This window comes from Halorubrum sp. FL23 (genome assembly GCF_052439115.2).
GTDB lineage: Archaea > Halobacteriota > Halobacteria > Halobacteriales > Haloferacaceae > Halorubrum > Halorubrum persicum.
In genome coordinates, this window is record NZ_JBQVRO020000002.1 from 18,673 (window position 1) to 43,937 (window position 25,265).

A 25,265-nucleotide genomic window follows, 5' to 3' on the forward strand; every position below is an offset into this window, starting at 1 on the left:
TAAGAACGCCCGGAGCGAGCGACCCACCATGAGCGACGACCGGATCGTCATCCTCGCCCACGAGAAGTTCCCCGACCGCGCGAAGACCGCCCTCGGCGTGCTGCGCTACGGCGACCAGGACGTGCGCGCCGTGCTCGACCGCGACCGCGCCGGCGACCGCGTCAGCGACCACGTCTCCGGCGTCTCGGACGCCCCGATCGTCGAGTCGTTCGACGACACGTACGCGGCCGCCGACGGCGACGTGGACGCCTTATACATCGGGATCGCGCCCATCGGCGGCGGCTTCGACGAGTCGTGGCGGTCGGACGTGGAGGCCGCGATTCAGGCCGGCTGCGACGTGGTGAGCGGGCTCCACTACTTCCTGAACGAGGACGAGTCGCTGGCCGCGCTGGCCGACGAACACGGCGTCGACCTCGTCGACGTGCGCGAGCCCGACGACGACCTCACGGTCGCGACGGGCGCCTCCGGCGACGTGGACGCCGACGTGGTGTGCACGGTCGGCACCGACTGCTCGGTGGGGAAGATGACCGCGTCGCTGGAGATCGTCGCGGCCGCCCGCGAGCGGGGGATCGACGCCGCGTTCGTCCCGACCGGCCAGACCGGAATCATGATCGCCGGGTGGGGGAACCCGATCGACCGCGTCGTCTCGGACTTCACGGCGGGCGCGGTCGAGGACATGCTCGTCGAGGTCGGCGACGACCACGACCTCCTCGTCGTCGAGGGGCAGGGGAGCATCATCCACCCCGCCTACTCGGCGGTCACCTGCGGCATCCTCCACGGGTCGATGGCCGACGCGCTCGTGCTCTGTCACGCCGCGGGCCGAGACGCGGTCCACGGCTACGAGTCGTTCTCGCTGCCGCCGCTTTCCGACTACGTCGACCTCTACGAGGGGCTGGCGGCGCCCGTCAGCGAGGCGACCGTCGTCGCCGGCGCGCTCAACACGAAAGACGTCGAGGACGACGCGAGCGCCGCCGACGCGGTCGCCGAACTCGGCGACGCGCTCGGTGCTCCGGCCGCCGACCCGGTCCGCGACGGCGCCGATCGGATTGTCGACGGAATCGTCGGCGCGGGGCTCGGCGGCGAATGAGCCTCGACGCGACCTTCGAGCGGGTCTCGCTCCCCTTAGAGAACCCGTTCACGATCGCGCGGGGGACCCAGACCGAGGCCGAGAACGTGATCGTACGGATCGAAGACGAGGGCGGGATGACCGGCGTCGGCGGCGCGGCGCCCTCCGCCCACTACGGGGAGACCGCCGCCACGGTGGCGGCGGTCCTCCCGGACCTGCTCGACGCCGTCGAGCGCGTCGGCGACCCGCACGCCCTCCACGAGATCGAGGCGGAACTGGCGACCGTCGTCGGCGACAACCCCGCCGCCCGGACCGCCGTTTCGATCGCGGTCCACGACCTCGCCGCGAAGCGGCTCGGCGTCCCCCTCCACCGCCTCTGGGGGCTCGACCCGTCGACCGCGCCGGTGACGTCCTACACGATCGGGCTCGACGAGACGGAGCGCGTCCGGGAGAAGGCCGCGGCCGCGGTCGAGGCGGGCTACCCGGTGCTCAAGATCAAGCTCGGCACCGACCGCGACCGCGAGCTGATCGACGCCGTCCGCGACGCCGCGCCCGACGCCCGGCTCCGGGTCGACGCCAACGAGGCGTGGACGCCCCGCGAGGCGGTCGAAAAGAGCGCGTGGCTCGCCGACCGCGACGTGGAGTTCGTCGAGCAGCCGGTGCCCGCTGAGGACCCCGAGGGGCTCCGGTTCGTCTACGAGCGCTCCGCGCTTCCGATCGCCGCCGACGAGTCCTGCGTGACGCTCTCGGACGTTCCCGCGATCGCCGACCGCTGCGACATCGCGAACCTGAAGCTGATGAAGGCCGGCGGCCTGCTGGAGGCGCGACGGCTGATCGCCGCCGCGCGGGCTCACGGGCTGGAGGTGATGTGCGGCTGTATGATCGAGTCGAACGCGTCGATCGCGGCGGCCGCGCAGCTCGCACCCCTGCTCGACTACGCCGACCTCGACGGGTCGCTGCTGCTCGCCGAGGACCCCTACGACGGCGTCGCCCTTACTGAGGGAGAGATCCGCCTCGGCGACCGCGACCGCGCGGGGACCGGCGCGCGGCTGCGGTCGGAGTAGGAGAGTAGCACGGAATCGCGGGGGAGAAACGGGGGGAGGTCGGGGACCGATCGCGGATCGCGCGCCGTCAGGTGCGCTGTTCGTCGGCGTCGACCTCGGACTCCTCGAGCTCCACGTCGACCTCCTCGTCGAGATCCGTGTCGCCGTCGCCGGACTGCGTCCGGCTGCCGGAGGCGCCCTGCGCCTCACTGTCGAGGTCGGCTTCGAGGTCGTCCGAGTCGATCTCCGATTCGATGTCCGCCAGCTCGTCGTCGATCTCCTCGTCGCTGCTCGCCGCGTCGTCGTCGCTCGCCGGCTCGCCCTTCCCGAGCTCGCCCTTCAGCGTCTCCAGCTCGGCGTCGACTTCGCTGTTCGTCGACAGGCTCTCCAGCTCGCGGTCGATGCTGTCCTTGTCCGAGAGCGCGTCTTCGAAGGCGCCGGAGTCCTCCAGCTCGTCCATCGCCTCCGCCCGCGCCTCCATCTCCTCGGTGCGCTCCTCGGCGCGCTCGATCGACCGGCTCACGTCCTCCATCTCGTCGCCGACGCCCGTCATGGCCTCCGAGACGCGCGAGGACGCCTCCGCGGCCTCGTAGCGGGCCTTCATCGTCTCCTTCTTCGTGCGGAACTCCTCGATGCGGTTCTGGAGCTTGTTCTTCTTCTCGACGAGCTGCTCCTGCGTGTTGTTCAGCTCCGCGATCTGTCCCTCCAGCTCCTCGATCTGGCTCATCTTCGACTTCTTCTTCTCTAAGGCCTTCCGCGCGAGGTCGTCGCGGTCCTGCTGGACCGCCTCGCGGGCCTGTCGGTTGTGCTTCTCGACGTTCTCCTCCAGCTTTCGCTTCTGGATCTCCAGCCGCTTCTTCTGGGTCGTCAGGTCGGCGATCCCCTGCTTGACGTCCTGGAGCTCGTCGCGCATCTGTTCGTACGAGTAGTCGAGCGACTCCGTCGGATCCTCCGCCCGGTTGAGGAGGGCGTTCAGCTTCGAGCGGACGACGTAGGAGGCGCGCGAGAGGATTCCCATACCCGTCATACACGCTCCACCCGTTAAAACCTCATGTGGTTCACACCCCCCGTCGCTCGCCGTGACGGGGCGAGAGACGGTGTCCGGCGGTCGCACAGCGTCCGCACGTCCGGCGCCGGCGACTCGGGTGACAGTTCCTGAAGGTTTATTCGGGGGGTTGTACAAGCATCTCGCATGGACATCGGTGTGCTAACGGTTCCCTTGGGCGGTGAATCGATCGACGACGCGGCCGCGTATCTCGACGAAATCGGCGTCAGCGCCGTCGAGCTTGGCGTCGGCGGGTGGCCGGGTGAGGATCACGTCGATCGCGAGACGCTCCTCGCCGACGAGTCGGCGCGCGCGGAGCTGCGCGGACTGCTCGACGAACACGGGCTCCGGGCTCCCCGGCGGCGCGCCGGGCGACTCCACGCCGAACTGGATCACGGCGCCGTGGCCGACCGAGCACGCCGAGGCGCTCGACTACCAGTGGGACGAGGTCGCGATCCCGTACTGGCGGGACCTGGCGAAACACGCCGCACATCACGGCGTCGACGTCGCCATCGAGATGCATCCGAACATGCTCGTGTACGAGCCGACGGGCATGCTCGCGCTCCGGGAGGCGACCAACGAGCGGATCGGCGCCAACTTCGACCCCTCGCACCTCTACTGGCAGGGGATCGACGTGACCGAGGCGATCCGCGTTCTGGGCGATCACGACGCGATCCACCACGTCCACGCGAAGGACACCAGAGCCACTGGAAGGACGTGGTCTCGACGCTCCGGATGGTCGGCTACGAGGGCGCGCTGTCGATCGAACACGAGGACTCGCTCACCTCCTCGCGGGAGGGGTTAGAGAAGGCGGTCGACGTGCTCGACCGCGCCGTCTTCGAGACCCGACCCGGAGACGCCTACTGGGCGGAGTGAGACGGAGGACACCTCGATGACGCGAAACCCACCAATGACACAGGAGCCACTGCAGATCGGCGTGCTGGGGTATCGGTTCATGGGCAAGGCGCACTCGAACGCGCTCGCGCGGCTGCCGATGTTCTTCCCGGACGCGCCCGACATCGAGCGGCACACCCTCGTCGGACGCGACGAGGAGGCGCTCGCGGACGCGGCGGAGCGGTTCGGGTTCTCACACACCGCGACTGACTGGGAGGAGACCGTCGCCGCGGTGGACGTGTTCTACAACCTCGGACCGAACCACGTCCACGCGGAGCCGTCGATCGCGGCCCTCGAGGCGGGGGTTCCCGTGCTCTGTGAGAAACCCCTCGCGCCGACGCTCGACGAGGCCGCGGCGATGCGCGACGCGGCGGCCGACGCCGACGTGCCCACGGGGACCGCGTTCAACTACCGGTTCGTCCCCGCGATCCGGTACGCGAAGGGGCTGATCGACGACGGGGAGCTCGGCGAGATCCGGCAGGTCCGCGGGCGGTACCTCCAGGACTGGCTCGTCGATCCCGAGGCGCCGTGGGCGTGGCGGATGGACGCCGACATGGCGGGCTCCGGCGCGCTCGGCGACCTCGGCGCGCACACGCTCGATCTCGCGGACTTCCTCGTCGGCGACGCGGTCGGCGGTATCGATCGCGTCTCCGGCCACCTGCAGACCTTCGTCGACGAGCGACCGGTGTACGACGAGGCGGGCGATGTCGCGGAGTACCGCGACGTGACGGTCGACGACGCCTACACCGCGCAGGTCGCCTACGAGTCGGGCGCGATCGGGAGCTTCGAGGCGACCCGCTTCGCGGACGGCCACAAGAACGACCACGCGATCGAGGTGCACGGGTCGAAGGGGAGTCTGAAGTTCTCCTTAGAGCGGCTCAACGAGCTGGAGGTGCTCCGCGAGGGCGACCGCGGCTATCAGACCGTGCTCGTCACCGACGAGGTCGACCCGTACGTCGACCACTGGTGGCCGCCGGGGCACGTGATCGGGTGGGAGCACACCTTCGTCCACGAGAACTACGAGTTCCTCTCGGCCGTGGCGGAGGGCCGCGAGTTCGAGCCGTCGTTCGAGCAGGGGTACGCGGTACAGAAGCTCCTCGACGCGATCGTCCGCGCCGACGAGCGCGGCGAGTGGGTGTCGGTCGAGTAGCGCCGAGAGCGGGTGCCCGTCGGTCGGAGCGAAAGCGTCGGTTCGGACGGATCAGACGCCGGTCGCACCGAGGGGGTCCCGTCCGCTGCTGCCCTCGATCGCCGAGCTCTCGCCGTTGTAGGTGCCGAGCGTCTCGTGGGTGTCGAAGGCGACGGGCTCCCAGACGACCTCGAAATCTTCGTTCCCGGTGGCGTTTGGCACGGTCACGCGGTCGCCCGGTCGCACGACGCCGTCGCCGGGCCACGCGCCGAACTGGACCTCCTCGTTCGGGTCCTCGCCGCGGACGTACAGCTCCTCGGCCGGAACCGGTTCGGGGCCGGCCGCGACGATCACGAGGTCGGTTCCCTCGTTCTCGACCTGGAACTCCGCGTCGGGTGGCGCGACGCCGTCGATCATCCCGAAGACCGCGGCGCCGACGAGCGCCAGGAGCACCACGACGATGCCGACGAGCATCCCCGAGCCGGCTATCGGGGTGAACCCCCGCTCGTCGCTCCGGAACGTACTCATTCGCCTGTCACTCCGCGAGGGGCGGTATAAGGCTTTACGCGCCGGCTATCAGGCGAGATAATGCGGGTCGTCTCGGCCCGTTCCGGCGGAGCCGCCCCGAACCGGAACCCCGTTATTCCACCCGTCCGAAGGACGGCCGTGACATCGTGGATCGAGAACCCGGAGGGCGGTCGGGCTCGCGGACCGCGCGCGCTCGCTCGGGCGTGGGTCGAGGCGCTGATCCGGCCCCGTCGCCTCTTCGCGAACGGCGTGTCCCCCGGCGATCAGGCCCCGGCGCTGACGTTCGCGGTCGCCGTCGCCGGCGTCTACGCGCTCGGCTGGATCGTCTCGGACCCGAGTGTCGTTCCCGGGATCGTCGTCTCGGTGCCGGTCTCCGCGGCGATACTGTTCCTGCTCGTGGTCGTGTTGGCCGCGCCGGTGGGGCTCCACCTGACCGCGGCGGTCGCCACGCTGTCGGTGATCCTCGCCAGCGTCGAGTACGACGGCGGCCTCGCGCTCCGCGACCGGGGCGGCGTCAGCGAGACGGTCCAAGTGGTGGCGTACGCGAGTTCGCCGATGGCGCTGGCCGGCGCGCCGATCCCGCTGCTTCGAGTCGCCTGCGGCGTCTACGCGGCGCTCCTGCTGTTGATCGGCTTCCGCACCGTCCACGGGACGAGCCCGCTTCGGACGCTCGTCGCGGGCGTCCCGCCGGCCCTCATCGGATACGGCGTCGGTTACCGGGTCGTCGCCGCGGCCCGATCCCTGATCGGGTGACACGCTCGAGGTGGGGTCGCGGGCGGTCACCGGAGGCGCCCGTCCGGACGCCCGTATCCGGCCGTTCGCTCCCGCGAGGCTTTCGACAACCGTTTTAAGCCCGAGACTCTCGGTGTACTCAAATGGGATCCTGTATCATTTGTGGCGTCGACGTCGACGGTGGCGGTCGCATCTGCGATCCGCACCAGGAGGACGTCGCGTTCGACTTCCGAGGCGACTCCCCCGACGAGATCGTTCCGAGCCGATTCTACCGCGGCGTCGTCGACGGCTACGCCGAGTTCGGCGTGTTCGTCGATCTCGCGCCGGGCGTGACCGGACTCCTCCACCGGTCGGAGCTCGACCAGCGGCTCGACAGCCTCGACTGGGAGCCGGGCGACGAAGTGTTCGTCCAGGTCAAGGGCGTTCGCGACAACGGGAACATCGACCTCGCGTGGTCGATCCGGCAGGCCGACCGCGAGTTCCGCGGCGTGCTCGTGCAGGACGGCGACGACGAGTACCTTCCCGAGGAGGACGGCGCGGAGCCGGAGGCCGACGCCGAGCCGGACGAGCCAGCGGAGACGGCCGAAGCGGACGAAGACGCCGCCGAGCCCGCCGAATCGGAGAGCGCTGACGAGACCGCCGAGGTCGACGATGGCGGTGTTGACGACGCTGACGACGCTGACGACGCAGACACCGATGGAGACGCCGCCGAGGAAGACGCCGCCGACGCCGAGGAAGACGCCGACGAGGCCGCCGATGACGACCTCGACGACGACCGCGAGCGCGTCGGGATCGGCACCCTCACCGACGCCGTCGGCAGTGCGGTGCGGATCGACGGCGAGGTCGTCAGCGTCCGGCAGACCGGCGGGCCGACCGTCTTCGAGGTCCGCGACGAGACGGGCGTCGTCGACGTGGCCGCCTTCGTCGAACCGGGCGTCCGCGCCTACCCCGAAATCGAGGTCGGCGACACGGTGCGGATCGACGGCGAGGTCGAGAGTCATCGAGGCGACGTGCAGGTCGAGTCCGAGGCGCTCGTCCTCCTCGACGGCGAGGAGGCCGAGTCCGTCCGTCGCCGACTCGCCGAGGCGCTCACCGCCGAGGCCCGTCCGGAGGGGCTCCAGCCGCTCGCGGGCGACGAGGCCGTCGCGGCGCTCGCCGACGGGCTGCTCGACGCCGCGGAGGCGATCCGCCGCGCCGTGCTCGAATCGCGCCCGATCGTCGTGCGCCACCCGGCCACCGCCGACGGCTACGTCGCCGGCGCCGCGGTCGAGCGCGCCGTCCTCCCGCTGATCCGCGACGAACACGCGAAGAGCGACGCCGAGTACCACTACTTCACCCGCCGGCCGCTCGACGACCCGGTGTACGGGATGGACGCGGCCACCAACGACGCGACCCGCATGCTGCAGGACCGCGACCGCCACGACGAGCAGCTCCCGCTGTTCCTGCTGGTCGGCACCGGCTCCACGGTCGAGTCCGCCGACGGGATCGACCTGCTGTCCGTGTACGGGGTCGACGCGGTCGTCGTCGACGCCGAGGTCGCCGACCCCGAGACGCGCGAGGCCGTCGACACCCTCGTCTCGCCCGAGATCGACGGCGTCGACGCCGACCTGTCGACGGGCGCGCTCGTCGCCTCGCTGGCCTCCGCGGTCAACGACGAGGTCCGCGGGGACCTCCGACACCTGCCGGCGGTGAGCTACTGGGCGGAGACCCCCGACCGCTACGTCGAGCTCGCACGCGACGCGGGCTACGACGCTGAGCGCGTCGCCGAGCTCCGCGAAGCGGTCGCTCTGGAGGCCTACTACCAGTCGTACCAGGACAAGCGCGAGCTCGTCGCCGACCTCCTCTTCGAGGACAGCGGCAACCTCGCGGCCCACGTCTCCGAGCAGTTCCGCGAGAAGCTGGAGACGGAGCTCCAGACCGCGACCGAGAACGTCGTCACCGAGGCGGTCGACGGCGTCGAGTTCGCCGTCCTCGACACCGACGGCTACACCCACCGCTACGACTTCCCGCCGACGCCGCTCCTCCTCGACGACCTCCACCGGCGGAGCGCGAACGGCGAGGCGTACGCGACGGTCGGCGTCGGCACCGACGAGCTGTACATCCGGACGACCGCCGACGTGTCCGTCCGCGACGTGGCCGAGCGCGCGGCCGAACTGGCGCCGAACGCCGACGTCGCCACCGCCGGCCTCCGCGAGGGCAAGATCGAGTTCCTCTCCGGCGAGCGCGACGCGGTCGAGGACGCGGTCGTCGCGGCCGTCGCCGAAGAGTTCTGAGTCGGCTGACGCGGTTTTGCGGCGAGTAGGGAAGTCCGAGGCGAAGGCCCCGCCGCTTAACGCGGGGAGGAAGTCACCGCCGCGTGAACGGTCCCGGCGGGAGAATGAGGTCGTCGAGCTCCGGGAGCTGTTTGACGTTGAACACGACCTTCAGCTCGTCGCTCACGGGGTAGCCGTTACAGGAGAGTCGGAAGCCGCGCTCCGCCAGATCATCGGGCATGATGTGGTCGGTCGGCTGCGAGAGCTCTCCCTCCACGAGGTAGACGGCGCAGTTCGCGCACGCCCCGCCGCGACAGGAGAACGGCCACGTGAACCCGCGGTTCTCGGCCGCCTCCAGCAGGCTCTCGTCGGGCTGGACCAACAGCCGGCCGTGCGCCGACTCGTCGAGGTCGGCGTGGGACGCCTTCCGAAACAGGTCGTCGTCCTCCAACGACCAGCCGTAGTCGTCGAGCGCCTCGTAGTCGAGGAACTCGACCCGGACCGGCTGCACCGCGTCGGCCTCGCCCTCCTCGTCGGTGAGGTCGATGTCTGCGGGGTCGGTCCCCTCGTCGGCCTCACCGTTTCGGTCCCGCTCGTCGAGCTCGCGATAGGCGCGCCTGACGAGCTGGAACTCCTCGACGGTCCCGCCCTGGTCCGGGTGCGCCTCTTTCACGCGGTCGCGGTAGGCCCGCTCGATGGCCGCCTCGTCGGCGTCTTCGTCGATATCCAGCACATCGAACGGCGAGACCATTCGGTACCGATCGGTAGGCGGCTCAGGCACATAAACGCCCCACAAGCCGGCAGGCCGACGCGGGTCCCGAATCGATGTTTTAAGACCCACGACGACGACGGATCGGTGATGGGAAACGCGGATTTACGCGACCTCGCGGCGATCCGCGACGTCGCCTTCACGGAGATTGAGGGGAGCGTCGTCGCCGTCGACGCGCACAACTGGCTGTACCGGTACCTCACGACGACGGTGAAGTGGACGAGCGACGAGAAGTACACCACGGCCGACGGCGTCGAGGTCGCGAACCTCATCGGCGTCGTCCAGGGGCTCCCGAAGTTCTTCGAGCACGACCTGATCCCGGTGATGGTGTTCGACGGCGCCGTCACCGACCTCAAGGCCGACGAGATCGCCGAGCGCCGCGAGAAGCGCGAACAGGCCGAAGAGCGCCGGGCGGCCGCCGCGGAGCGCGGCGACGCGGTCGAGGCCGCGCGGCTGGAGGCGCGCACGCAGCGGCTCACCGACGCGATTCAGGAGACGACCCGGGAGCTGCTCTCCCTGCTCGACGTGCCGATCGTCGAGGCGCCGGCGGAGGGCGAAGCGCAGTGCGCGCACATGGCGGCGACGGGGACCGTCGACCACGCCGGCAGCGAGGACTACGACACCCTGCTGTTCGGCGCGCCCACGACCCTCCGCCAGCTCACGAGCAAGGGCGACCCGGAGCTGATGGACCTCGCCGCGACGCTCGACGACCTCGGCTTCGACCGGCAGGCGCTCGTCGACGCCGCGATGCTCTGTGGCACCGACTTCAACGAGGGGGTCCGGGGGATCGGGCCGAAGACCGCGGTGAAGGAGGTCCGCGAGCACGGCGACCTCTGGGGCGTTCTCGACGCGCGCGGCGCCCAGATTCCGAACGCCGAGGCGGTCCGCGAGCTGTTCATGAACCCGCCGGCGACGGACGCGGAGGTCGACACCGCGGTGAACCCCGACGTCGACGCCGCCCGCGAGTACGTCGTCGACGAGTGGGGCGTCGCCGCCGACGAGGTGACCCGAGGGTTCGAGCGCATCGCGGAGTCACAGGTGCAGACCGGCCTCGACCGCTGGACGTGAGCTCGGGCCGGCCTCGACGACGGGCGTGAGCCGCCGCGAACATACCTTTTATTTCCTCGTCGTCAGAAGGGTGACGCACACGTGTCGCGGATCGCATTTCGACCTCGGATCCCGCCCGTGACCGACCGACAGGTCGGATATTGCTCCGGCAGTGCGAGTGCGCCGAGTCCGGAAGCGGACCGCGACGACACCTGACCAATGAGTTTCGAAGTACCCGACGACAGGCGGTACCTGGAATCGCACGAATGGGCGACGACCGGCGGCGACACCGTCCGGATCGGCGTCTCCGACTTCGCGCAGGACGAGCTCGGCGACGTGGTGTTCGTCGAGCTACCCGAGGTCGGCGACGAGATCGTCGCCGGCGAGGCGTTCGGCGTCGTCGAGTCTATCAAGGCCGTCTCCGACCTGTACGCGCCGGTCTCCGGCGAGGTCGTCGCCGTCAACGAGGAGCTGTTCGACCGCCCGGAGCTCGTCAACGAGGACCCGTACGAGGACGGGTGGATGCTCGAGGTCACCGCCGCCGACGGCGGCGACGCGGAGGAGTTGCTCGCCCCCGACGAGTACGACGACCAGATCGCGTAGCGAGCCCACGCAACCCGAACCGACCCCCGGAGCGGGACCCACCAGCGGACACACGACCATGACAACACCAGCTTTCGACCCCACCGCAGCCTTCGACGGACGACCCGGAACCGGCCGACAGAGCGACGACGACCTCGCGGGAGCGCTCCGATGAGCGGGACCGGCGGGACGCCGTACGCGCCCCACACCGACAGCGAGACGGCGGCGATGCTCTCGGCGATCGGCGTCGACGGCGAGGAGGCACTGTTCGACATCCCCGACGCCGTCGCGTTCGACGGCGAGTTCGGGATCGAGCCCCGCTCGGAGCGGGACATCCGCGCGGAGTGTTCGCGGATGTTCGCGCGCAACGACGACCTCGTCGAGTTCCTCGGACGGGGCCACTACGGGCACTACGTGCCGAGCGTCGTCGACCACCTCGCGGACCGCGCGGAGTTTCTCACGAGCTACACCCAGTACCAGCCGGAGGTGTCACAGGGGTTCCTCCAGGCGCTGTTCGAGTACCAGTCGATGCTCGTGGAGCTGACGGGGCTCCCGGTCGCGAACTGTTCGATGTACGACGCCGCGACCGCGCTCGGCGAGGCGGCGACGCTGGCGGACCGAGTTCGCTCCACGTCGGGCGACGTGGTCCTCGTCCCCGACCACCTCCGCGAGGGGAAGCGGGCGGTGTTGTCGAACTACTGTGCGGGCGCCGAGCTGACCGTCGAATCGTACCCGATGGCGGACGGTAACGCCGACATCGAGGCGCTCGCCGACCGCGCCGGCGACGACGCGGTGATGGTGTACGCCGAGAGCCCGACCGTCCGCGGCTGCGTCGAGGAGCGCCTCGCGGAGATCGGCGACGTCGCGGCCGACGCCGACGCGCTGTTCACGCTCGGCTCGGATCCGGTCTCGCTGTCGGTGCTGCAGGAGCCCGCGAGCGTCGGCGCCGACGTGGTCGTCGGCGAGGCGGGCGCGCTCGGCCTCCCCACCGCCTACGGGATGGGGCTCGGCCTCTTCGCCTGTCGCGACGAGTTCCTCCGGCAGGTCCCCGGGCGGCTCGTCGGCGCCGGCGAGGACGCCGCGGGCGACCGCGCGTTCACGCTCACGCTCCAGACGCGCGAACAGCACATCAGGAAGGAGCGGGCGACCTCGAACATCTGCACCAACCAGGCGTGGGTCGCGCTTCGCGCCGCGATCCACGCGGCGACGCTCGGCCCCGACGGGCTCGTCGACCTCGCCAACGACTGCGTGAGAGGGGCGGAATCGCTCGCCGACCGGCTCGGCGACGTGCAGGGCGCGGCCGCGCCGGTCCACGACCGCCACCACGTCCGGGAGTTCGTCGTGCGCGTCGACCAGCCCGCGGCGGCCATCGCCGAGGACCTGGAGGCGGAGGGGTTCGCGGTCCACCCGATCGGCGAACACCTGCTGCAGGTGTGCGTCACCGACCTGAACGCGGAGCGGACCGACGGGCTCGTCGCCGCCTTCGAGGAGGTGATCTGAGTGATCCACGACCAGGCCGACTACGTTCGTGAGGACGAGAGCGTTCACGAGCCGCTGCTCTCGGAGAAAGGCGAGACGACCGTCGACGTGCGCGAGGCGTCGCCGTTGCCGGACGACCTGACGCGCAAGGAGCTCACGCTCCCGTCGCCGTCGGAGCCGGAGATCGCCCGCCACTACACCCGGCTCTCGCAGATGAACTGGGCGATCGACTCGGGGCCGTACCCGCTCGGGAGCTGCACGATGAAGTACAACCCGAAGTTCACCGAGGACGTGGCCGCCGACCCGAACGCGGCGATCCATCCGGACCGCTCGGCGCGGTCCGCACAGGGGAACCTCGAACTCCAGTACCGGCTCCAGGAGTTCCTCGGCGAGATCGGCGGGATGGACGCGGTCACGCTCCAGCCGCCCGCGGGCGCCGCCGGCGAGTTCACCGGCATCGCGGTCGCGAAGGCGTACCACGAGCATCACGGCAACGACCGGTCGGAGGTGGTGATCCCCGCCTCCGCGCACGGGACGAACTTCGCGACCGCCGCGATGGCGGGCTACGACGTGGTCGAGCTCCCCTCCGGCGACGACGGGCGCGTCGACGTCGAGGCGTTGGAGGCGTCCGTCGGCGACGACACCGCCGCCCTCATGCTGACCAACCCGAACACGGTGGGGCTCTTCGAGCGGGACATCACCGAGATCGCCGACATCGTCCACGACGCGGGCGGGCTGCTCTACTACGACGGGGCGAACCTCAACGCCCTGCTCGGCCGGGGGCGCCCCGGCGACATGGGGTTCGACGTGATGCACTACAACGTTCACAAGACGTTCGCGACCCCGCACGGCGGCGGGGGACCGGGCGCCGGCCCGGTCGGCGTCGTCGACGAACTCGCCGAGTTCCTCCCCGCTCCGCGGGTCCGCAAGCGGGAGAGCGGCAGCGGGTACGAACCCTTCGACCCCGACGAGACGATCGGGAAGGTCCACGGCTTCGGGGGGAACTGGCTCGTGCTCGTCAAGACGTACGCCTACATCGCCCGGCTCGGCGACGAGGGGCTCGCGGACGCGGCCGCGAAGGCGGTGCTCAACGCGAACTACCTCGCCGAGCAGATCGACCTCGAGGTGCCGTACGGCCCCTTCCACCACGAGTTCGCGGCGACGGCCGGCGACCGCGACGCCGCCGACGTCGCCAAGCGGATGCTCGATTTCGGCGTCCATCCGCCGACGACGAAGTGGCCGGAGATGGTGCCCGAGGCGATGTTGACGGAGCCGACCGAGATCGAGGGACAGTCGTCGCTCGACGACCTCGCGGCGGCGTTTAACCTCGCGTACGCCGACTCGGACGAGGCGCTCGACGCGGCGCCGAACCGCACGGCCGCGAGTCGGATCGATCAGGTCGCCGCCGCGCGGGACCCGCGGCTCTCGTGGCAGGCGCTGGACGACGAGTAACGCGGTCTCGGCGGCCCGCCGTTGCAGTCGTGTGCCCCGCGTCAGCTAGGACTCCTGTGCCGCCGGGCCGGTCGGCTCGGTGTCGACAGGGTTGGTGGCGTTCTCCACCTCTCGGGACGGCTCGCGATCGATCGGCCAAGCGCTTTCGACGAACCGGCGGAGAATGCGCCCCTCTGCGCGGTGGAGCGTTTCGCTACACGTCGACTTCGCGAGCCCGCGCGCCTCGGCGAGCTCCGTGAGCGTGCACTCGCGCGGGGTGTCGTAGTACCCGGCCGCGACGGCGGCGAGGACGAGGTCCCGCTGCGCGTCGGTGAGGACGGGCTCTTCGCCGGCGTCGCTCGCCTCGATCTCCACGGTTACTCCCTCTCCCGTGAGCCGCCGGCTGAACGCCGTGAGGCGGGGACGCTCGCCGACGACCTCGACGGTCGCGGACCCGTCCCTCACCGCGACCGGCTCCTCGATCGGGAGCCCGACCTCCCGGACGGCCGCGGCGTGCGGCGGGGGCGCGGGCGCGACGACTCGGAGCCGCGTCGCCGGCCCGGTCCGGTCGACAACGTCGAGCCGGCGCACGCGGTCGTGCTCGCGCAGCGACTCCACCGTCGCCGCGCGGTCGGTGCCGGCGACGACGAGCGCGGTCACCTCGCCCTCCGCGGCCGCGACCGTCTCGGTCGCGCGGAGCGTCGCATCAGGATGGCGTCGTGATACGTCACCGAGCCACGAGCCGCTCGGGAAGTCGAGCCGGAGCGTCAGTCGGGTCATAGCTACGAATAGAACCCGCCGTTCCCTCTCCGTACCCCTTCATTCGTTTCAGTTTTATAAGTGAACCCCGCGGTCTCGACGGGGCGAGCGTCTACATCTCCCAGTAGTCGACGGTGTCGTCGATGTCGTAGTAGCCGGACAGCGAGCGCTCGTCGCGGCCGCCGGGCGGCGAGCCGACGTAGACGCCGAACGTCTCCGAATCGGGATACACCGTCACGTCCGGCTCGGTCATCGTCGACATCGCGAGGTAGCGCACGGGCTCGTCCCCCTCGTTGACGACGCGGTGCGCGCCGGAGTCGCCCGTCGCGAACGCGACGTAGTCGCCGGCCGCGATCGCTTCCGTCTCCCCGCCGTGACGGAGTGTGGCCTCGCCGGCGAGGACGTAGATGGCCTCCTCGTTGGCCGCGTGGTAGTGGTACGGCCACGACTTCGCGCCGGCGGGCAGCTCGTAGAGGCTACAGCCGATCTCTTCGCCGCCGGCCGCCTCGGCCAGCTGTTTCCGCCGGAATCGGGTCTCGCCGCGGTCCGTCTCGGTCCAGTCGAGGTCGCCTTCGCGAACGCGTCCCATGGCTGCGGCACACCGCCCGCGGGCAAAACGGTTCGGGGGCCGCGCGAGTCGTCGCGTCGTCGCGGAGTTGGTGGGGTGCGTCGGCGGCGAGCCGCGATCGGCGGTCGGCCACCGAACCGGAACCACTACGGCGAGCGGTCGCCACCCCTCGCGCATGGAACTCGGCGTCATCGGACTCGGGCGGATGGGGCAGATCGTGGTGAATCGATCGCTCGACGCGGGCCACGACGTGGTCGCGTTCGATCTCTCGGCGGAGGCGACCGCGACCGCGGCGGAGGCGGGCGCGACGGCCGCGGACTCGGTCGCGGACCTGTGTGACCGGCTCGACGGAGGGGACGACGGGAGCGACGGCAAACGCATCTGGCTCATGGTCCCCGCGGGCGACGCGGTGGACGCCACGCTCGCGGAGTTGGAGCCGCATCTGGACGCGGACGACGTGGTCGTCGACGGCGGCAACTCGCGCTTTGAGGAGTCGGTCCGACGCGCCGAGGAGACGGACGCCGCGTACCTCGACTGCGGCACGTCCGGCGGCCCCGCCAGCGCCGAGGAGGGGTTCTCGCTGATGATCGGCGGCCCGGAGTGGGCCTACGAGGCGCTCGTCCCGGTGTTCGACGCGGTCGCCACCGGTCCGGACGGTCACGACCGCATGGGCGAGTCGGGCTCCGGCCACTACGTGAAGATGGTCCACAACGGCGTGGAGTACGCGCTGATGCAGGCGTACGGCGAGGGGTTCGAACTGCTCACCGAGGGGCGGTACGACCTCGATATGGAGTCGGTCGCGCGCACGTGGAACAACGGCGCCGTGATCCGGTCGTGGCTCCTCGAACTCTGCGAGGAGGCGTTCCGCGAGGAGGGGTCCGACCTCGGCGACGTGGCCGACCACGTTTCGGGCGGATCGACGGGGACGTGGACGGTTCAGGAGGCGCTGGAACAGGAGGTCCCCGTTCCGCTCATCTACCAGGCGCTCGCGGAGCGGTTCGACTCGCGGAACGAGGGGCGCTTCTCCCGGCGGCTCGCGAACCGACTGCGGTACGGGTTCGGGCGCCACGAGGTCGCGCGACGCTCCGACGCGGAGTGACGCCGGACGGAGCGGGCGACGCCGGCCCGCGGAGGTACCCCGTCGCGACCGACCGGTCGATGCCGCGCTGACGCCGACGTTCACGTCTCCTGAGTATCACGGGTGTTCCCGGCCGAGAAACACTTATGTATTTCCGTGGTAGAGAGTGACATGCACAGAATGTTCGAGCGATTCTCAAGCGGCTACTACCTTGGGGAACTGTACGTGGAACCCCACGACGGCGAGCGCGCCGTCATCCAGCGGGTCGACCACGAACACGTCAACGAGCAGCTGTACGCCGACGGCGAGGGCGTCGAACGACTCGACGCACCGCTCGTGATGAAGGTCGGCGGCGGTCACATCCCCGTCGCCGGCGACGACGACGTGCCGAGCGGCACGCTCGCGATCCCCCGAGAAATCGCGGACGAGACCCTCCCGGACCGACGGAACGTGTTGCTGGCGGACGCGGACCGCGCCGAGGCCCTGCTGCGCTGGGAGGGGTGGGAGCCGCACGTGAACGCGTAGGGCGACGGTACGACCGCTTTCGGCGACGGCGACGCCACGATCGGTCGTTTACAGGTGCAGATCGGCGATAGAGGGGCGACGAACGCGGCCAGCAGCCCCGTCGCCGGCGGCGGTGCCACCGGCCGCCGGAGTCGCTTCGCGCCTCACTGCTGTGAATCCCTCGCCGCTCCTTCGACTCCTCGCACCCCACGCCGCCGCAGACGCACCTTTTAGGCCGCGGAGTGTCGCCGTTCGGGTATGATCGACAGGCTGCTCGGGCGCGCCGAGCTGAAGGAGCGGATCGAGGAGTTAGCGGAGGAGAAGCGTCACCTCGAACGCCGCGCGGAGGCCGAGGAGGAGCGCCGATCCGACGCGGTCGCCGACCGCCAGCGCGCCGAGGAGCGCGTCAACGAACTCGAACACCGGATCGAGTCGCTGGAGGAGCGCCTCGAGCGCACCGAGGGCACTGAGGAGTCGATCGAGTTCCGCCGCGTCAGCGATCTCCGCGGCTCGAGGGTAGCCGACGCGCTCGGTCGGTTCCGAGCGGTGGAGAGCGGCGATCCCGAAGGGCTCCTCACGGCCTTCGTCCCGGACGGAGACGCGGTGCCGTCGAGCGTCGCGGAGTGGTTCGGCGACCGAACCCGGCTCGTCAGGCGCGCCGCGCCCGCGGTGGTCGTCGCCGACGACACCGGTGCGGTGAGCGCGGCGCTGTCGCCCCCGATCGCGCCGGAGCCGTTCGACCGGTGGAGCGACCGGTTCCGGCTCGACGAGTCGTGGTTCCGCCCCGCCGGGCGGTTCGCCTTCGCGCTCGTTCGCTCCGACACCTTCGCGCTCGGCGTCTACGAGGGCGACGAGCGAGTCGAGTTCGAGGGGTTCACCTCCGACGTGAAGGAGGCGCACTCGAAGGGCGGCTTCTCGCAGGGGCGGTTCGAACGCCGGCGCGAGGGCCAGATCGACGACCACCTGAAGAAGGCGACCGCGGCGCTGTCGGAAGTGGACGCGTCGGACGACCCGCTCGACCGGACGATCGTCGTCGGCGAGCGCAGCGTGCTCGGCGAGGTCCGCCATCTCGCGGACACCACAGACGTCTCCGACGCGACCGGAAAGCCGCGGGAGGCCCTCGGCGACGCGTTCCGCGACTTCTGGACGACGCGGCTCCGCGCGATCTGAAGCCGGTTCGCGAACGCGACGCGGGCTCGGAGGCGGTGACAGTGCGCGAACCGTCCGACGAGCCCCCCGCTCCGACGGCGTCCCGGTCGCGTCGACGCCTCCACGGACAACCCTAAACCCGGCGCGAGCGGTATGGCATCCATGAGCCGATCCGAGCCGCTCTCCGGCGCGCGGGCCGCGGTCGCCGTGCTCACGGTCGTCGCCCTTCTGACGGTCTCGCTGGCCGCGGCGGGGGGCGCTCCGGTCTCCGCCGACGAGAGGGGCTCCGCCGTCGAATCGTTCTCGGGAAGCGCCGGCGCGGGGCCGACCCTCCAGACCTCCGGGGACGACGCCGACGTGATCCGACTGCGAAACGAGCTGGCCCGGACCGACGAGCGCGGGACGATCGGCGTCACGACGCGGGCGCGGATCCCCGACCGGGTCACGGAGCTGGAAGTGACCCTGCTCAGCGTCGCCCCCGACGCCGAGATCGAGGCCGACGGGTTCGTTCCGGTCGACGACGCCGGCTCCGAGGGGTCAGTCTGGGAGTGGGACGGCGAGACCGCGGAGCCCTCGCTCACGTACGGCACCGAGGCGAACGTCACCGCCGAGCCGGAGGGTGCCCTCGCGATCGACGGGACCTATCGCTTCGTCGGCGCCGGCGAGTGGGCGCTCGTCCGGACGCCCCGCGTCGCCGCCGCGTGGTCGTACACCGGGCAGTACGAGGGACAGGTCCGACTCGACCGCGAGACGACCGTCCCCGGCGAGGGCGTCGCCTCGCGGTCGATGGCGTTCCTCGGGCCGCACGAGGAGCACGTGCGCGAGGCCGCCGGCCAGCGATACCGGCTGATCGTCCCCGACGCCGCGGACCCGGTCGCGTCGCCCGCGGCGGTGTTCGACGTCTTCGCGGACGCCTCGACCGCGCTGCAGGTCGGCGCCCGCGACGAGGAAGTGGTCGCGTTCGCCGCACCGGCGGGAGAGGTGTCGTGGGCCGTCCGCGGGCTCCAGGTCGGCGACGCGGACCTGTGGGTCCGCGACGAGGAGCCCGCCGGCACGGCCGCCGACGTCTGGACCCACGAGTACGTCCACACCCGACAGGCGTACCGCACCGAAGCGAGCGGCCGATGGATCACGGAGGCGAGCGCGACGCATTACGCCGCGCTGTTCGCGCTCGAGCGCGGCGCGGCCGACTTCGGCGAGTTCGAGGTCACGCTGGCGCGCGGCGAGCGCGAGCCCGCCGCCTCGGCGGTCCTGTCCGACCCGAGCACGTGGGATCGGAACGCCGACTACACCAAGGGGGCGCTCGTCGCCGGCGAGATCGACCGCCGACTCCGGACCGAGACGGACGGCGCCGCGTCCCTGGCGACGGTCCTCCGCGAACTCAACGAGGCCGACGAGCCGATCACCAACGAGGACATCCTCGACGCGGTCGAGGCGGCGGCCGCCGAGGGCGCCGACGACGCGACCGCGGCCGCGGTCCGCGACGACGCCGAGCGCCTGACGACGACGCGGGCGACCGCCGAGATGTGGGGCCGGGACGCGCACGCGGCGGCGTTCGGCGAGACGCCCGCGCAGGTCGGGTACGAACTCGCTGCCGACGGGGTCCGGGCGACCGGGGCGTACCGGAACCGGACCGTCGAACGCGCCCCCGTCGAGCTCGTCGTCGGAGAGTCGCTGGAAGCGACGGTCGTCGCGTCCAACACGGGCGGCGCGACCGGGGAATACGACCTGTCGCTCTCGGTCGACGGCGAGCGAGTCGCGAACCGGTCGGGGACGCTCGACGCCGGCGCCGAGACGGTCGAGCGCTTCGAACACCGCTTCGACGACCCGGGCGAGTACGAGGTGCGGATCGGCAGCGAGCGACTGACCGTCGCCGTCTCCGAGCCGGCGCGGCCGCGCGTGCGGAGCGTCTCGACCGACCGCGACCGCGCGCCCGCCGGCGAGTCGGTCGTCGCGACCGCGACCGTCGGCAACGACGCGAGCCTGCCCGCCGACGGGGCGCTCGAGTTCCGGGTCGGCGGAGAGCCGGCCGCGACCGTTCCGGTGCGGCTGGACGCCGGCGAGGAGGCGACGATCGACCGCGAGATCGAACTCGGCGGGGACGATCGATCGCTCGGATCCGGGGACGTGACGGTAAGCGCGGTCGGCCCGGTCGACGAGGCGTCGACGACGGTGACCGTCGAGGGGGACGGCCCGATCTCGACGGACGGCGCTCCCGGGTTCGGCCCGGCGGTCGCCCTCGTCTCGGTGATCGTCGCGAGCGCGGCGCTCACGCGGCGCCGTCGACGGAAGAGATAGCCGCCGGGAGTTAAAACGGAGCGTCCGGCCCTTCGTCGGCGTCCGGTCCCGCGTCGCCTCCCGTTCCATCGTCGGCGGCCGCCGTCGGGACCAGCTCGCCGGCGTCGCGCTCCCACGCCTCGATCCCCCCGCGGAGGCTCTCGACGCGCGCGTCAGTTCCCGCGTAGCTCCCGATCAGCTGGGCCGCCTGACGGCTGGCGACCCCGTGCGGGCAGACGGTGACGATCCGGGCCGCGCCCTCCAACTCCGGGACGCGGGTCGTCAGCTCCGGGAAGGGGATACACTCGCTTTCCGGGACGTGTCCGCGGTCGAACGCGCGCCGGTCGCGGATGTCGACGATTCTGAGGGCGCGCTCCGCCGACTCCACGCCGCCCGAGTCGCGGTCGGCGCCGTCGAGCAGGGCCGCCAGCTCGTCGGGATCGATCTCGCCGTCCATCAGGGGAGCGGGCAGAGGCTGGCGGTGATGACGGCGCGCTCGTCGGTGTCGTTCCGGGCGCCGTGGACGGTTCCCCGCTCGTTCAGGACGACCGCGGGCGCGGCGAGCGACTCCTCGTCGTCCCCGCGAACGAGCGTCGGCTCGCCTTCGAGCACGTGGAAGACGTTCGTGGCGTCGCCGTGCTCGTGCGGGTCGACGGTCGCGCCCGGCCCGAGGACGAACGCCTTGACGAGCACGTCGTCGGTGACCGCCAGCTCGGCCGTCTCTACCGCTCCGTCGTCGGGGGCGAGCCCGTCGACCGCGTCGGCGTATCGATCGAGTGTCATACCCTCCCGTCGCGGGCGTCGATACAAAAGGCGTTTGGCGGGACGGAAGCGCCGCGCGACCGGCTCCGCCCGCGGCGGGTCACTCCCGCGCGCCCGGCGGCAGCGGGTCGGCGTGGTCGGCGATCGCCTCGGCGACGCGGTGGGGCTCCTCGTGGACGACCCAGTGCGTCGCCGTGTCGAGGGTGAGGAGCCGACCGTCGGTACAGCGGTCGACGCTCTGGCCGGCCAGCCGCGTCGAGAGGAAGCGGTCCTTCGAGCCCCAGATCACGAGCGTCGGGACCTCGACGGTCTCCGTCGCCGGGGTCGGTCGGTCGCGGACGATCGCCCGGTACCAGTTCACCATCGCCTCGAACGCCCCCTCGCGGTTCCACGCGCGGCGGTAGCGCCTGAAGTCTTCCTCGCTGAACGTCCCCGGATCGCTCGACTCCCGGAGCCCCCGCACGGCGAGGCGCCAGTTCCCGGCGCTGGCGATCGCTTCGGGGAGTTTCGGGAGCTGGAACGCGAGCATGTACCAGCTCTTGAGCCGCTGATCCCACGAGGTCCGGAGGGCGCGCTCGAAGACGGTCGGATGCGGCACGTTGACCGCGACGAACTCCGAGACCCGGTCGGCGTGGTGGAGCGCGAGCCACCACCCCACCGCGGCGCCCCAGTCGTGACCCGCGACGGCGGCCGTCTCGCGGTCGTACGCGTCGATCAGGCCGACAACGTCCCGCGCCAGCGCGTCGATTCGGTACTCGCTCACGGCGGACGGCTTCCCGGAGAGATTGTAGCCGCGCTGGTCGGGGACGACGACCCGGTAGCCCGCGTTGGCCAGCGGCGCGATCGCCTCGTGCCAGCCGTACCAGAACTCCGGGAAGCCGTGGAGCAGGACTAGGAGCTTCCCGTCTTCGGGGCCGGCCTCGACGACGTGGATCCGGACGTCTCCGACGTCGACCGCTCGCGACTTCCCGGGAACGCCGTCGGGAATCTCGTCCGGCGGCACGGTCTCGTCGAGCGCCTCAGCTCCGTGGCGGCGGTCGCCGCCCGACTCTCCCTCGCGGCTCGCATCGCTCGACGCGTCGCGCATACCTCCCACTCGGGTCGCGACCGTCAAATAGCTACGTTCGGTGAAAGGGACGCGCCACGCCCCGGTGTCGCCCCCGGAACCGAAATCCTCAAGCCGCTGGCAGACCGCCGTCGGGTATACTAGTGATTCTGACGGTCGGCCCGACGAGCCGAGGGGGCCTCACCGGCCCCCCGACTCGGCGGACGAGTGTGTTCCGCTCTTCGCGGGAGCGGAGCGCGGCGCGACCGATCGGGCCAGACCGCGGTTCGGCGGCGTCAGAATTCCCCCTCGCATAATATGGCATCGGACACGTCGACCTCGGACACAGCGGCATCGGCTCCCTCCTCTGACGGGGACGTCTCCAACGTCCTCCTCGTCACGATCGACTCGCTCCGAACGGACGCGATCGGCCCATACGACGACGACCGGCACTCGCCGGTGCTCTCGGAGCTGGCCGCCGACGGGACCGTCTTCGACCGCTCGTTCGCCACCGGCAACTGGACCCCCTTCTCGTTCCCGTCGATCCTCGCCTCCGAGCCGGTGTTCGCCCGGAACGGCGACATCGGCGTGAAGGACGCCCGCACGCTCGCGTCGGTGCTCTCCGACGCGGGCATCGCGACCGGCGGCTTCAACGCCGCGAACGGCTTCCTCACCTCTCACTGGGGGTATCCCGACGGGTTCGACGAGTTCGAACCGTTCGTCACGAGCGTCGGGTCGAGTCGGTACAGCCGGTACCTCGCGGCCCACCCGACGGTCGAGGCGTGGATCCAGCTCGCCACGTCCCCGTTCCGCCGCTTCGGCTCCAAGCTCCGGGGGGACAGCGACGACCGACCCTTCCTCGACGCCTCGCGGATGTTCGACGTCGAGGACGCCGCCACCGACTTCGTCGACGACACCGACGATCCGTTCTTCCTGTGGGTCCACTACATGGACACCCACACCCCGTACGTCCCGGCGCCGCGGTACATCCGCGAGGTCTCGGACGGGCTGGTCGGCACCCACCGGATGCTCCACGCCCACACGCGAACGAGCTTCGGCCTAGAGGTCGGCGAGCGGACGCTCCGCGAGCTCCGAACCCTGTATCAGGCGACGGTGCGACAGGTCGACGACAGCGTCGGTCGGCTCCTCGAGACGCTCGAGGCGGCCGGGATCGCCGACGAGACCGCGATCGTCGTCGCCGGCGACCACGGCGAGGAGTTCCAAGAGCACGGTCACCTCGCGCACTACCCGAAACTGTACGACGAGCTGATCCGCGTCCCGCTCATCGTGAACGTCCCCGGCGAGGACGGCGGCCGCCGCGTCTCCGAACACGTCGGACTCGACGCGATCCCGCCGACCGTCGCCGATCTGCTCGGCGTCGACGCGCCGGCCGAGTGGCGGGGCGAATCGCTCGCACCGACGGTCACCGACGGGGAGTCGCCGGACCAGGACCCCGTCGTCTCGGTCACCGTCCGGGGCGACGAGGTGACCGAACAGCCGATCCCGCGGTCGCTGTCCGACGGCGACCTGCTCGTGAGCGTCCGCGACGACGAGTGGACCTACATCGAGAACGCCGACGACGGCACCACGGAGCTGTACCACCGGCCGTCGGACCCGACCCAGCAGGAGGACCTGTCGGCGGACCCGTCCGACGAGGCGCTCGCGGTCGTCGAGCGCTTCGCGCCGATCGCCGCCGAGCACGTCGCCGAGCTCCGCGACAGACAGGCGGACGCGGCGGCCGCCGAGGACGCCGGGGAGGGCGGGGACGGTGAGGTCGACGAGGACCTCGAAGCCCGCCTCGAAGCGCTCGGCTACAAGTGATGATCCGTGCCGTACTCAGGGATCTCACGACCGGCCCGATCGCCGTTCAGATGCGTCGGTTCGTCGTCGTCGGCGCGATCACCGCAGGGATACAGATGGGTCTGCTGTGGCTGTTCGTCGACGTCGCGGGACTGAACTACCTGATCGGCGCGACGATCGCGATCGAGATCACGATCATCCTCTCGTACGTGTTCAACAACGCGTGGACGTTCCAGGCGAGCCAGAACACGGGGGTGTCCGAGTACCTCGGCGGCCTGCTCAAGACGAACCTCGTCCGCGGAACGGCGATCCCGATCCAGCTCGGGGTCCTCTACGTGCTCGTGGAGTGGGCGAGTCTCATGTACCTCATCGCGAACGCGATCGCCATCTTCCTCAGCGGGCTGTATCGATTCGTCCTCGACTCCCAGTGGACGTGGGGGTGACCCGCCGCGGCTTGCGGCGAGTGCGAGATCTTAGAAGGGGAGTCGCGGCTCGAGGCGAGCGACGAGATCCCTGACCGTCTCCTGTTTGTAGTAGCCGACGATCGACGCGACGACGACGAGCGCGATGATCGCGAGCCCGGAGAGGAGCCGCCCGTCGGCGATCCTGCCGCCGGCGTAGACGGTGAACACGTACGCGGGTAGCCTGCCGACGCTGATCACGGCGATGAAGGTGGGGAGCTTCCACTTCGTGAGGCCGCTCAGAAAGCAGATGGCGTCGTCCGGCAGCCCGGGGATGATCACGAACGCGAACAGCCCCGGAACGCCGACGGTGTCGACGAAGCCGTCGAAGCGCGCGACAACGTCCTCGTGGAGCACGTCCTCGACGAATGACCGGCCGTACCGCTTCGCGAGCGAGAACGCGATCGTGCTCCCGATCAGCACGCCGGTGAGGCTGTAGATGGTGCCCCAGAACGGGCCGAAGAGGTAGCCCGCGACGAGGGCGACGACCTGTCCGGGAATCGGCGCGACGATGACTTGGAGGGCCTGGATGACGATGAACACGAGGGGGGCGAGAGCGCCGAACTGCCGGAGCCACACCCGCAGGGCCTCGGCGTTCGTGATGAACCCAGCGTACTCGCGCACGAAGAGGTAGAGGGCGAAGAACCCGACTGCGACGGCGACGAGCGCGAGGATCCCCCGCCGTCTGTCCGACGCCGAGGCAAAGAGTCTCATTCGTGTTACACCCGGCCAGCAGTGGACTTGAAGCTTGTCAATACTGAACTTGTCGGGAATGACTCTCCTCTGGCAGACGAGGCTCGCCCGCGCGTTCGGATAGTGTTCGCTCGTTCCGGTGATCGCTCGCTACGGAGACCGCGGGCACCCT

General features: G+C 70.9%; 24 protein-coding genes and 1 pseudogene. 16 read left to right on the plus strand and 9 right to left on the minus strand.

Annotation, left to right across the window (positions count from 1 at the left end; all coding sequences use genetic code 11):
* Positions 1 to 28: 28 nt before the first annotated feature.
* On the plus strand, positions 29 to 1,087 hold the full coding sequence (locus ACT4MF_RS02160) for an N-acetyltransferase DgcN family protein (protein WP_444681593.1): 1,059 nt from the start codon (positions 29 to 31) through the stop codon (positions 1,085 to 1,087).
* On the plus strand, positions 1,084 to 2,130 hold the full coding sequence (locus tag ACT4MF_RS02165) for a dipeptide epimerase (protein WP_444681594.1): 1,047 nt from the start codon (positions 1,084 to 1,086) through the stop codon (positions 2,128 to 2,130). Before ACT4MF_RS02160 ends, ACT4MF_RS02165 begins: the two co-directional genes overlap by 4 nt.
* 67 nt (positions 2,131 to 2,197) lie before the next feature.
* Here ACT4MF_RS02165 and ACT4MF_RS02170 read toward each other — a convergent pair whose 3' ends face one another.
* Positions 2,198 to 3,127 carry a PspA/IM30 family protein gene (locus ACT4MF_RS02170; protein WP_099255413.1) on the minus strand — a complete coding sequence of 310 codons (930 nt, stop codon included), beginning with the start codon at positions 3,125 to 3,127 and terminating at the stop codon, positions 2,198 to 2,200.
* A 174-nt stretch (positions 3,128 to 3,301) separates the two neighbouring features.
* On the opposite strand from ACT4MF_RS02170, the pseudogene ACT4MF_RS02175 reads away from it, so the two are divergent.
* Positions 3,302 to 4,030 (plus strand): annotated as a pseudogene (locus ACT4MF_RS02175) (sugar phosphate isomerase/epimerase family protein).
* Between the two features lie 34 nt (positions 4,031 to 4,064).
* Positions 4,065 to 5,198: a Gfo/Idh/MocA family protein gene (locus ACT4MF_RS02180; RefSeq protein ID WP_444681595.1), complete on the plus strand. Its 1,134-nt coding sequence runs from the start codon at positions 4,065 to 4,067 to the stop codon at positions 5,196 to 5,198.
* A gap of 51 nt (positions 5,199 to 5,249) precedes the next feature.
* Here ACT4MF_RS02180 and ACT4MF_RS02185 read toward each other — a convergent pair whose 3' ends face one another.
* On the minus strand, positions 5,250 to 5,705 hold the full coding sequence (locus ACT4MF_RS02185; protein ID WP_444681596.1) for a type IV pilin domain-containing protein: 456 nt from the start codon (positions 5,703 to 5,705) through the stop codon (positions 5,250 to 5,252).
* Between the two features lie 138 nt (positions 5,706 to 5,843).
* Here ACT4MF_RS02185 and ACT4MF_RS02190 point away from each other — a divergent pair, with 138 nt between their 5' ends.
* Both ACT4MF_RS02190 and ACT4MF_RS02195 read left to right on the plus strand, forming a co-directional pair.
* Positions 5,844 to 6,458 carry a YIP1 family protein gene (locus tag ACT4MF_RS02190; protein WP_444681597.1) on the plus strand — a complete coding sequence of 205 codons (615 nt, stop codon included), beginning with the start codon at positions 5,844 to 5,846 and terminating at the stop codon, positions 6,456 to 6,458.
* Between the two features lie 122 nt (positions 6,459 to 6,580).
* On the plus strand, positions 6,581 to 8,710 hold the full coding sequence (locus tag ACT4MF_RS02195) for a DHH family phosphoesterase (RefSeq protein ID WP_444681598.1): 2,130 nt from the start codon (positions 6,581 to 6,583) through the stop codon (positions 8,708 to 8,710).
* A 73-nt stretch (positions 8,711 to 8,783) separates the two neighbouring features.
* Here ACT4MF_RS02195 and fer read toward each other — a convergent pair whose 3' ends face one another.
* The gene (gene fer / locus ACT4MF_RS02200; RefSeq protein WP_099255418.1) at positions 8,784 to 9,440 is read right to left on the minus strand and encodes a ferredoxin Fer; all 657 of its coding nucleotides are present in this window, start codon (positions 9,438 to 9,440) and stop codon (positions 8,784 to 8,786) included.
* 108 nt (positions 9,441 to 9,548) lie between these two features.
* On the opposite strand from fer, the gene fen reads away from it, so the two are divergent.
* The 4 genes from fen (at position 9,549) to gcvPB (ending at position 14,018) form a co-directional block, all read left to right on the plus strand.
* Complete coding sequence (gene fen, locus ACT4MF_RS02205) at positions 9,549 to 10,526, plus strand: flap endonuclease-1 (protein WP_444681599.1); 978 nt, start codon at positions 9,549 to 9,551, stop codon at positions 10,524 to 10,526.
* Between the two features lie 198 nt (positions 10,527 to 10,724).
* Positions 10,725 to 11,108 carry a glycine cleavage system protein GcvH gene (gene gcvH, locus ACT4MF_RS02210; RefSeq protein WP_099255420.1) on the plus strand — a complete coding sequence of 128 codons (384 nt, stop codon included), beginning with the start codon at positions 10,725 to 10,727 and terminating at the stop codon, positions 11,106 to 11,108.
* A gap of 150 nt (positions 11,109 to 11,258) precedes the next feature.
* Positions 11,259 to 12,587, plus strand: a complete 1,329-nt coding sequence (gene gcvPA / locus ACT4MF_RS02215; RefSeq protein ID WP_444681600.1) for an aminomethyl-transferring glycine dehydrogenase subunit GcvPA — start codon at positions 11,259 to 11,261, stop codon at positions 12,585 to 12,587.
* Positions 12,588 to 14,018 (plus strand): aminomethyl-transferring glycine dehydrogenase subunit GcvPB, encoded by a 1,431-nt coding sequence (gene gcvPB / locus ACT4MF_RS02220; RefSeq protein WP_444681601.1) that lies wholly within the window; start codon positions 12,588 to 12,590, stop codon positions 14,016 to 14,018. It begins immediately after the preceding gene.
* 45 nt (positions 14,019 to 14,063) lie between these two features.
* Here the strand turns inward: gcvPB and ACT4MF_RS02225 are convergent, their stop codons facing one another.
* Together ACT4MF_RS02225 and ACT4MF_RS02230 are read right to left on the minus strand one after the other, a co-directional pair.
* Positions 14,064 to 14,777: a helix-turn-helix domain-containing protein gene (locus ACT4MF_RS02225; protein ID WP_444681602.1), complete on the minus strand. Its 714-nt coding sequence runs from the start codon at positions 14,775 to 14,777 to the stop codon at positions 14,064 to 14,066.
* A gap of 91 nt (positions 14,778 to 14,868) precedes the next feature.
* Complete coding sequence (locus ACT4MF_RS02230; protein ID WP_099255424.1) at positions 14,869 to 15,345, minus strand: cupin domain-containing protein; 477 nt, start codon at positions 15,343 to 15,345, stop codon at positions 14,869 to 14,871.
* A gap of 154 nt (positions 15,346 to 15,499) precedes the next feature.
* Here ACT4MF_RS02230 and ACT4MF_RS02235 point away from each other — a divergent pair, with 154 nt between their 5' ends.
* The 4 genes from ACT4MF_RS02235 to ACT4MF_RS02250 all read left to right on the plus strand — a co-directional run bounded on the left by ACT4MF_RS02235 (position 15,500) and on the right by ACT4MF_RS02250 (position 20,353).
* The gene (locus ACT4MF_RS02235) at positions 15,500 to 16,423 is read left to right on the plus strand and encodes a decarboxylating 6-phosphogluconate dehydrogenase (RefSeq protein ID WP_099255434.1); all 924 of its coding nucleotides are present in this window, start codon (positions 15,500 to 15,502) and stop codon (positions 16,421 to 16,423) included.
* A gap of 159 nt (positions 16,424 to 16,582) precedes the next feature.
* Complete coding sequence (locus ACT4MF_RS02240) at positions 16,583 to 16,927, plus strand: DUF5802 family protein (protein ID WP_099255425.1); 345 nt, start codon at positions 16,583 to 16,585, stop codon at positions 16,925 to 16,927.
* A gap of 237 nt (positions 16,928 to 17,164) precedes the next feature.
* A complete protein-coding gene (locus ACT4MF_RS02245) occupies positions 17,165 to 18,076 on the plus strand; it encodes a Vms1/Ankzf1 family peptidyl-tRNA hydrolase (protein WP_444681603.1) in 912 nt (303 codons plus the stop codon).
* Between the two features lie 141 nt (positions 18,077 to 18,217).
* Positions 18,218 to 20,353, plus strand: coding sequence for a hypothetical protein (locus tag ACT4MF_RS02250; RefSeq protein WP_444681604.1), 2,136 nt, complete (start codon positions 18,218 to 18,220; stop codon positions 20,351 to 20,353).
* Between the two features lie 10 nt (positions 20,354 to 20,363).
* Here the strand turns inward: ACT4MF_RS02250 and ACT4MF_RS02255 are convergent, their stop codons facing one another.
* From ACT4MF_RS02255 to ACT4MF_RS02265, 3 genes are all read right to left on the minus strand, one after another.
* Positions 20,364 to 20,789, minus strand: coding sequence for a rhodanese-like domain-containing protein (locus ACT4MF_RS02255; protein WP_099255428.1), 426 nt, complete (start codon positions 20,787 to 20,789; stop codon positions 20,364 to 20,366).
* The gene (locus ACT4MF_RS02260; protein WP_099255429.1) at positions 20,789 to 21,115 is read right to left on the minus strand and encodes a cupin domain-containing protein; all 327 of its coding nucleotides are present in this window, start codon (positions 21,113 to 21,115) and stop codon (positions 20,789 to 20,791) included. The genes ACT4MF_RS02255 and ACT4MF_RS02260 overlap by 1 nt, the downstream gene beginning before the upstream one ends.
* Before the next feature lie 79 nt (positions 21,116 to 21,194).
* Positions 21,195 to 22,181: an alpha/beta fold hydrolase gene (locus tag ACT4MF_RS02265; protein ID WP_444681605.1), complete on the minus strand. Its 987-nt coding sequence runs from the start codon at positions 22,179 to 22,181 to the stop codon at positions 21,195 to 21,197.
* A gap of 276 nt (positions 22,182 to 22,457) precedes the next feature.
* Here ACT4MF_RS02265 and ACT4MF_RS02270 point away from each other — a divergent pair, with 276 nt between their 5' ends.
* Positions 22,458 to 23,960 (plus strand): sulfatase, encoded by a 1,503-nt coding sequence (locus ACT4MF_RS02270; RefSeq protein ID WP_099255431.1) that lies wholly within the window; start codon positions 22,458 to 22,460, stop codon positions 23,958 to 23,960.
* Positions 23,960 to 24,382 (plus strand): GtrA family protein, encoded by a 423-nt coding sequence (locus ACT4MF_RS02275; protein WP_444681606.1) that lies wholly within the window; start codon positions 23,960 to 23,962, stop codon positions 24,380 to 24,382. Before ACT4MF_RS02270 ends, ACT4MF_RS02275 begins: the two co-directional genes overlap by 1 nt.
* Before the next feature lie 30 nt (positions 24,383 to 24,412).
* On the opposite strand, the gene ACT4MF_RS02280 is transcribed toward ACT4MF_RS02275, so the two are convergent.
* Positions 24,413 to 25,114 (minus strand): TVP38/TMEM64 family protein, encoded by a 702-nt coding sequence (locus ACT4MF_RS02280; RefSeq protein WP_444681607.1) that lies wholly within the window; start codon positions 25,112 to 25,114, stop codon positions 24,413 to 24,415.
* Between the last annotated feature and the right edge of the window lie 151 nt (positions 25,115 to 25,265).

What these genes read in the sequence shown, in the direction of transcription:
- ACT4MF_RS02280 (WP_444681607.1), bottom strand. Translation starts at nt 25,114, where the DNA reads ATGAGACTCTTTGCCTCGGCGTCGGACAGACGGCGGGGGATCCTCGCG.
- ACT4MF_RS02185 (WP_444681596.1), bottom strand. Translation starts at nt 5,705, where the DNA reads ATGAGTACGTTCCGGAGCGACGAGCGGGGGTTCACCCCGATAGCCGGC.
- gcvPA (WP_444681600.1), top strand. Translation starts at nt 11,259, where the DNA reads ATGAGCGGGACCGGCGGGACGCCGTACGCGCCCCACACCGACAGCGAG.
- ACT4MF_RS02255 (WP_099255428.1), bottom strand. Translation starts at nt 20,789, where the DNA reads ATGGACGGCGAGATCGATCCCGACGAGCTGGCGGCCCTGCTCGACGGC.
- ACT4MF_RS02240 (WP_099255425.1), top strand. Translation starts at nt 16,583, where the DNA reads ATGTTCGAGCGATTCTCAAGCGGCTACTACCTTGGGGAACTGTACGTG.
- ACT4MF_RS02225 (WP_444681602.1), bottom strand. Translation starts at nt 14,777, where the DNA reads ATGACCCGACTGACGCTCCGGCTCGACTTCCCGAGCGGCTCGTGGCTC.
- ACT4MF_RS02275 (WP_444681606.1), top strand. Translation starts at nt 23,960, where the DNA reads ATGATCCGTGCCGTACTCAGGGATCTCACGACCGGCCCGATCGCCGTT.
- ACT4MF_RS02180 (WP_444681595.1), top strand. Translation starts at nt 4,065, where the DNA reads ATGACACAGGAGCCACTGCAGATCGGCGTGCTGGGGTATCGGTTCATG.
- ACT4MF_RS02250 (WP_444681604.1), top strand. Translation starts at nt 18,218, where the DNA reads ATGAGCCGATCCGAGCCGCTCTCCGGCGCGCGGGCCGCGGTCGCCGTG.
- ACT4MF_RS02260 (WP_099255429.1), bottom strand. Translation starts at nt 21,115, where the DNA reads ATGACACTCGATCGATACGCCGACGCGGTCGACGGGCTCGCCCCCGAC.
- ACT4MF_RS02270 (WP_099255431.1), top strand. Translation starts at nt 22,458, where the DNA reads ATGGCATCGGACACGTCGACCTCGGACACAGCGGCATCGGCTCCCTCC.
- gcvH (WP_099255420.1), top strand. Translation starts at nt 10,725, where the DNA reads ATGAGTTTCGAAGTACCCGACGACAGGCGGTACCTGGAATCGCACGAA.
- ACT4MF_RS02235 (WP_099255434.1), top strand. Translation starts at nt 15,500, where the DNA reads ATGGAACTCGGCGTCATCGGACTCGGGCGGATGGGGCAGATCGTGGTG.
- ACT4MF_RS02245 (WP_444681603.1), top strand. Translation starts at nt 17,165, where the DNA reads ATGATCGACAGGCTGCTCGGGCGCGCCGAGCTGAAGGAGCGGATCGAG.
- ACT4MF_RS02195 (WP_444681598.1), top strand. Translation starts at nt 6,581, where the DNA reads ATGGGATCCTGTATCATTTGTGGCGTCGACGTCGACGGTGGCGGTCGC.
- fen (WP_444681599.1), top strand. Translation starts at nt 9,549, where the DNA reads ATGGGAAACGCGGATTTACGCGACCTCGCGGCGATCCGCGACGTCGCC.
- ACT4MF_RS02160 (WP_444681593.1), top strand. Translation starts at nt 29, where the DNA reads ATGAGCGACGACCGGATCGTCATCCTCGCCCACGAGAAGTTCCCCGAC.
- fer (WP_099255418.1), bottom strand. Translation starts at nt 9,440, where the DNA reads ATGGTCTCGCCGTTCGATGTGCTGGATATCGACGAAGACGCCGACGAG.
- ACT4MF_RS02230 (WP_099255424.1), bottom strand. Translation starts at nt 15,345, where the DNA reads ATGGGACGCGTTCGCGAAGGCGACCTCGACTGGACCGAGACGGACCGC.
- ACT4MF_RS02165 (WP_444681594.1), top strand. Translation starts at nt 1,084, where the DNA reads ATGAGCCTCGACGCGACCTTCGAGCGGGTCTCGCTCCCCTTAGAGAAC.
- ACT4MF_RS02170 (WP_099255413.1), bottom strand. Translation starts at nt 3,127, where the DNA reads ATGGGAATCCTCTCGCGCGCCTCCTACGTCGTCCGCTCGAAGCTGAAC.
- ACT4MF_RS02265 (WP_444681605.1), bottom strand. Translation starts at nt 22,181, where the DNA reads ATGCGCGACGCGTCGAGCGATGCGAGCCGCGAGGGAGAGTCGGGCGGC.